Consider the following 6338-nt stretch of genomic DNA (forward strand, 5'->3'; position numbering starts at 1 on the left):
CCCGCGTTCCTCGTCCTCGTTCTCGCTCCGCAGACACGAAAGCGGCCGTCCGGAATCCGGACGGCCGCGGCAAGTCGAGCGTGTTCAGGCGTGGAAGAGCGAGGAGGAGGTCGGCGGGCCGGTCAGTGGCCCTGTTCGTCGCGGCGGCGCTGCCAGCGGCTCTCGATCCGGTCCATCATCGAGCGGCGCTGCCTGGCCTGGCGCCGGGCCGGTGTGCCGCCGGGTCCCGCACGGCCGCCCGCCGCGGCCGGCTGCTCGCCCGGCTTGGGGGCCTTGCGCCATCCGGTGACCGCGAGCACCGCGCAGCCGAGCATGACGAGGAAGCCGACCACGCTGATCCAGATCTGCTGGGCGACCATCCCGGCCATGAGGAGTGCGATACCTACCAGGAAGCCCGCGACCGCTTGGTAGACCCGTCGCCGGGTGTACGTACGCAGCCCGCTTCCCTCAAGCGCTGTCGCGAACTTGGGATCTTCGGCGTACAGCGCTCGCTCCATTTGCTCGAGCATGCGCTGCTCGTGCTCCGAGAGCGGCACGGAGTCCTCCTACTCGTCGGTCGCGGGGGGCGACCGGGTGCGACCCTTTCAGGATAGGCAGGGAATCGCCCCCGTGAAACCCGCCCCTCTACGCCAATTCACCGTCCGGGCCGCAACGGCGGTCGGCGGTGCTTGCAGCCTGCATTCCCCACCCGCCGATCCGTCATGCCGGACGTCGTACCCCGATCATACGGGGCGAAGCGGCTGATCGGGTGGCCTGTGGCCGACTGCACGCGCAGGGTGAGCGGCCCAGGTCGGAACACCGGCTCTCAGCTGCGCTCGGCGAGGACGTGCAGCTGGGTGGCGACCGAGTGGAAGGCGGGCTGCTCGGCGGCGGCGGCCTCCAGTTTCAGCAGGGCGTCCATGGCGCCGGGCTCGGTGTCCACGAGCACGCCGGGCACCAGATCGGCGAAGACCCGCACGCCGTGCACCGCGCCGACCTTCAGGCCGGTGTCCGAGACCAGCCCGGTGAGCTGCTCGGCGGTGAACCGCCGGGGCACCGGGTCCCCCTCGCCCCAGCGGCCCGCCGGGTCCGTCAGGGCGTTCCGGGCCTCGGTGAAGTGGCCGGCCAGGGCGCGGGCGAGTACGGCGCCGCCCAGCCCGGCGGCGAGCAGGCTCAGCGTGCCGGCCGGGCGCAGCGCGCCGACCGCGTTGCGCACACCTTCGGCCGGGTCGTCCACGTACTCCAGCACGCCGTGGCACAGCACGGTGTCGTAGCCGCCGGGCTCGACCACGTCGAACAGCCCGTGGGCGTCGCCCTGCACCGCGCGCACCCGGTCGGCGACACCTGCTTCGGCGGCCCGCCGCTCCAGGGCGAACAGGGCGTTGGGGCTGGGGTCGACGACCGTGACGCGATGGCCGAGACGCGCGACCGGCACGGCGAAGTTGCCCGTACCGCCACCGGTGTCCAGGACGTCGAGGACGTCGCGCCCGGCGGCCTCGGCCCGGCGCTCCAGGGCGTCTACGAGAACCTCCCAGACCACGGCGGTACGAAGGGATGCGCGCGGGCGCAGCGGGTCAGACACGGCGGGTGGCTCCTCGACGGGGGCATGGAACTGATGGGGACCACCCTATTGCGTCCGGCAACGGGACCCCGCCGCGGTGCAGCCACAGCGCGCCAGGCGAGGACGGCCACCGGTCGGCGGAGGCCGGACAAGCACCCTCCGCCGCCGGCCACCGGACGGACGGGCCCCACCCGGCTGCCGAAGCGGCCGCCCCCGCCACCGCCACCGGCGACGGCGACGGCGACCGCCCCCGTCCCGAGCCCAGTCCTCACCCCGCCCGCTGGGACGGCAGTGTCGGCTGGAGGAGCAGCATCCGTTCCACCAGGCGCAGGAACATCGCCACGTCGCGGATCAGGTCGTCGGCGTCGCGCGGGCCGGCCGCGCCGGCTATGCCCGCCTCGGCGCGGGCGCGGCGCTGGGCTCCGGAGGCGAACAGGGCGCTCCACTCGGCCAGTTCGGGAGCCACCTCGGGCAGTACCTCCCAGGCGCTGCGGATGCGCTGCCGGCGGCGGAGGCTCGTTTCGGGGCGCCCGCGCACGGCGAGGACGGCGGCCGCGGTGCGCAGCGCGGCGAGGTGTGCGGTGGCGTAGCGCTCGTTGGGGGTTTCCAGGCTGCGGGCCTCGTCGATGCCGCGCTGGGCCTGGGCGAGCAGGTCGAGGGCGGCGGGCGGCGCGGCCGACCGGCGCAGGACGGGGTGGACATCGCCCGGAGGGCCGTACGCCGCGGAGCTGCCCGCGGCCGAACTGGCTGCCATGACGAACCTCCTGTCGTCGCATGACGGTTCGGGACCGTATGGGGCCATCGTGCGGCACACCACTGACAATCGGCTCTGACCTGCTCTTTCCCCGAAAGCACGGGCCAATTCGGGGAGATCGCCGCGTTTCCCGGAAAGCGGGCGGACCTCCCGACCCCCCTTGCGGAGACATGACAAGGCTGCGCATACTTTTTTGAACTGACCGGTCAGTTCAAGGAGGGGATCGTGCACAGCACCCCGCACGGGGCGGCCGTCACCGCCACCGGACTCGGCGTCGAGGGCCCCCGCGGCTGGGCCTTCCGGGACGTCGGCCTCACGGCCGAGCCGGGTTCGCTGATCGCTGTCGAGGGCCCGTCCGGCTCGGGACGCACCTGCCTGCTGCTCGCGCTCACCGGCCGGATGACGCCCACCGCCGGTACGGCCGAGGTCGCCGGCCTGCCGCTGCCCAAGAAGATGGCGGCGGTACGGGCGGTCACCGCACTGGCCCACGTACCCGGTGTCACGGATCTGGAACCTGCCCTGACGGTGGCCGAGCACCTGCGCGAACGCATCCTCCTCCAGCGCCGGTTCGGGCCCCTCCCAGGCATTCCCGGCGCGCTGCTGCGCCCGCGCCGGGAGCGTACCGCGTCGGCCCGCGCCCGGACCGAAGCGGCCCTGGAGGCGGCCGGCCTGGACCTGGACAGCCTGCCGAAGGGCGCCCGGACGGCCGTACGCGACCTGGAGCGGGCGGAGGCGCTGCGCCTGTCGATCGCCCTGGCGCTGATCGGCCGGCCCCGCCTGCTCGCCGTCGACGACACCGACATGAAGCTCCCGGACGCCGAACGCGCCGACGTCTGGGCGACGCTGCGCGCCCTGGCGGAGTCCGGGACGACCGTGGTCGCGGTATGCAGCCGGGCGCCCGAAGGCGCGGTCGTGGTGCGCACCGGTGCGCACGGCGGCCGGCAGGCGGCCGACGGCGAACCGGTGACCGGTGGAGGGACCGGCGAAACCGGCGACGGGGCCGGCAGCACGCCCACGCGCGACGCCGGGCGGAACGACGGGAAGGGGGCGGCGGATGCGCTCGCCGAGGCTGGCCGCGCTTGAGCTGAAGCGGTTCGGGAGGGGCAAGCTGCCGATGGCGGCGCTGATCGCCCTCCTCCTGCTGCCGCTCCTGTACGGCGCGCTGTACCTGTTCTCCTTCTGGGACCCGTACGGGCGCCTGGACAAGGTCCCCGTCGCGCTCGTCAACGAGGACACGGGCGCCGAGGCCAAGGGCAGGAAGATCGCGGCCGGGGACGGCATCGTCGCCGGACTGCGCGACAGCCACACCTTCGACTGGCACGAAGTGAGCGCGGAAGAGGCCCGCAAGGGGGTCGAGGACGGCTCGTACTACCTGTCGCTGACCGTCCCCGAGGACTTCAGCAAGCGGATCGCGTCCAGCTCCGGCGACCACCCGGAGACCGGTGCCCTCCAGGTCCGCACGAACGACGCCAACAACTACATCGTCGGGCAGATCTCCCGCACGGTCTTCTCCGAGGTGCGCTCGGCGGCCTCCGCGAAGTCCTCGCGCGGCTTCTACGACAACATCTTCGTCTCCTTCTCGACACTGCACGACAAGACCCAGGAGGCCGCGGACGGCGCCGGCAGGCTGACGGACGGCATCGGGCGGGCCCAGGACGGCACCGGAAGGCTCAAGGACGGCCTGGGTACGGCGAAGGACGGCAGCGGCACCCTGGCCAGCGGCCTGAAGGACCTCGACGCGGGCGCCGCCCGGCTCTCCGCGGGCACCGCCGAACTGGCCCGGGGCGCGACCGCCGCCTCCCGGGGCGCCGACCAGCTGGCCGGCGGTTCCGGCCAGGTCGCCCAGGGCACCCAGCAGCTGGCCGACAAGGTCAACGGCGTGGCGGCGGAGGTGGGCCCGTTCGTCCGGGCGCACGGCAAGGAGATCGGGCGGGTCGCGCGAGTGGTCGCCGACGGCGCCCGGGCCGTACGCGACAACCTGGACAAGCTGCCGCGCGCCGCCGACGCGGGCGCCAGGCTCTCCCGGGGGATGGCCGACCACCTCGCGGCGTTCTACCGGCAGCGCTGCGGGGGCGGGGCGCGGCCCGACCCGTCCTGCGCGGAGCTCAAGCAGCTCAAGGAGCAGGCGGCCGTCGCGGCGGCCAAGGCCGAAGAGGTCAGCGGCCATGTGCACGACCAGAAGAACCTCGACCGGCTCGCCCGCGACCTGGACTCGCTGCACCGGCTGGCGGACGGGCTGGCGCGGCGCGGACCGTCCCTCGGCGCCGACCTGGACGCCGCGGTCGAGAAGATCAACCAGCTGAACGCGGGCGCCCACCAGGTCTCCGCGGGCGCCGGCAAGCTGGCCGCCGGGACCGGGAAGCTGGCGGACGGCGCCGGCCGGGCGGACGACGGGGCCCGGCAGCTGCACGACGGCACCGGCCGTGCCGCCTCCGGCGCGGGCGACCTCGACCGGGGCGTCGGCAAGCTCAAGGACGGCGCGCAGACCCTGTACGGCGGCCTGTACAAGCTCTCCGACGGCTCGCAGAAGCTGGCCGGCGGACTGCACGACGGCGTACGGCAGATCCCCGACTACGGCAAGCGGGACCGGGACGACCGTACGCGCGTCATGTCCGACCCGGTGCAGCTCGCCTCCCAGGCGGCGCACCGCGCGCCCAACTACGGCACCGGCTTCGCCCCGTACTTCATTCCGCTCTCCCTGTGGGTCGGCGCGATGGTGGCCTACATGCTGATCCCGCCGCTCAACCGGCGCGCGCTGGCCATGGGCGCGAGCGCCTGGCGAATCGCGGTCTCCGGATGGCTCCCGGTGTTCGCCCTCGGGGTGCTCCAGACGGCCGCCCTGATGGCCGTCCTGCACTTCGGACTCGGCCTCCAGATGGAGCGGACGGCAGGCACGATCGGGTTCCTGCTGCTGGCCACGGCCTGCTTCGCGGCGATCGTGCAGTGGCTCAACGCCCGCTTCGGCCCGGCCGGCCGCATCCTGGTGCTGGCGCTGCTGATGCTCCAGCTGACGTCGGCGGGCGGTACGTACCCGGTGCAGACCAGCCCCGGATTCTTCAACGCCATCCACCCGTTCCTGCCGATGAGTTACATCGTCGAGGGGCTGCGGCGGCTCATCACGGGCGGCGAGCTGACGCCCGTGTGGCAGGGCGGCGCCGTCCTGCTCGCCTTCACCGCGGCGGCGCTCGCGCTCACCGCGTGGGCGGCGCGCGGCAAGCAGGTCGTCCGGCTGAAGGACCTCCACCCGGAGCTGAGCCTGTGAGCGCGCGGGCCGCCGGGGGCGGCACAATCACCCCCATGGACAGCTCCAGCACGCGCCGCCAGACCACCCGGCGCAAGCTCTTCGAGGCCGCGGTCACGCTCATCGCCGAACAGGGCTTCTCCTCCACGACGGTGGACGAGATCGCCGAGCGGGCCGGGGTCGCCAAGGGCACCGTGTACTACAACTTCGCGAGCAAGAACGAGCTCTTCGAGGAGTTGCTGCGGCACGGCATCGAGCTGCTGGCCACCTCCCTCCAGGAGGCCGCGGACGGGGCGGCCGCCCGGGGCGGCACCCGGGTGGACGCGCTGGACGCGATGATCCGGGCCGGGCTGGACTTCATCGCCCGCTATCCGGCGCTGACCCAGCTGTACGTGGCCGAGCTGTGGCGGACCAACCGGGCCTGGCAGTCCACCTTGATGGTGGTGCGGGAGCGGGCGATCACCGTGGTGGAGGGCGTCCTCCGGGAGGCGGTGGCGGCCGGCGAGCTGAGCGAGGAGATCGACATCCCGCTGACGGCGTCCGCGCTGTTCGGGATGGTGCTGGTGGCGGCGCTGGACTGGCAGTCCTACCAGCCGCACCGGTCGGTCGACGACGTGCACGCGTCCTTGTCGCGCCTGTTGCAGGGCCGGGTGAGCGGGCACCCGTAGGCGTCCCCCGCGGCGTCCGCGGACGCGACGGCGGCGGGGGGGGGGGCGCCCCGGGGGGGCCCCCCCCCCCCCGGCCGCCGCCCCCCCCCCCCCCCCCCGCCGCGGCGCCCCCCCCCCCCCCCCCCCCGACCCCGC

Annotated in this window: 6 protein-coding genes; 3 read left to right on the forward strand and 3 right to left on the reverse strand. The window is 74.2% G+C overall.

The features are described from left to right. Positions 1-122 precede the first annotated feature (122 nt). The 3 genes from ACH4FX_RS38595 to ACH4FX_RS38605 form a co-directional block, all read right to left on the reverse strand. Positions 123-536, reverse strand: coding sequence for a DUF3040 domain-containing protein (locus tag ACH4FX_RS38595; protein WP_398486167.1), 414 nt, complete (start codon positions 534-536; stop codon positions 123-125). Positions 537-805: 269 nt separating this feature from the next. Then, a complete protein-coding gene (locus ACH4FX_RS38600; protein WP_398486168.1) occupies positions 806-1561 on the reverse strand; it encodes a class I SAM-dependent methyltransferase in 756 nt (251 codons plus the stop codon). Between the two features lie 247 nt (positions 1562-1808). Beyond that, positions 1809-2294: an SAV_6107 family HEPN domain-containing protein gene (locus ACH4FX_RS38605; RefSeq protein ID WP_398486169.1), complete on the reverse strand. Its 486-nt coding sequence runs from the start codon at positions 2292-2294 to the stop codon at positions 1809-1811. A 225-nt stretch (positions 2295-2519) separates the two neighbouring features. Here ACH4FX_RS38605 and ACH4FX_RS38610 point away from each other — a divergent pair, with 225 nt between their 5' ends. The 3 genes from ACH4FX_RS38610 to ACH4FX_RS38620 are packed head-to-tail and all read left to right on the forward strand — an operon-like array spanning position 2520 to position 6203. Beyond that, complete coding sequence (locus tag ACH4FX_RS38610) at positions 2520-3377, forward strand: ATP-binding cassette domain-containing protein (RefSeq protein ID WP_398486170.1); 858 nt, start codon at positions 2520-2522, stop codon at positions 3375-3377. After that, on the forward strand, positions 3349-5556 hold the full coding sequence (locus ACH4FX_RS38615; protein ID WP_398486171.1) for a YhgE/Pip family protein: 2208 nt from the start codon (positions 3349-3351) through the stop codon (positions 5554-5556). The genes ACH4FX_RS38610 and ACH4FX_RS38615 overlap by 29 nt, the downstream gene beginning before the upstream one ends. Before the next feature lie 35 nt (positions 5557-5591). After that, positions 5592-6203, forward strand: a complete 612-nt coding sequence (locus tag ACH4FX_RS38620) for a TetR/AcrR family transcriptional regulator (RefSeq protein ID WP_398486172.1) — start codon at positions 5592-5594, stop codon at positions 6201-6203. The last annotated feature ends 135 nt before the right edge of the window (positions 6204-6338 follow it).

Source organism: Streptomyces sp. NPDC018019 (assembly GCF_044327805.1).
GTDB lineage: Bacteria > Actinomycetota > Actinomycetes > Streptomycetales > Streptomycetaceae > Streptomyces.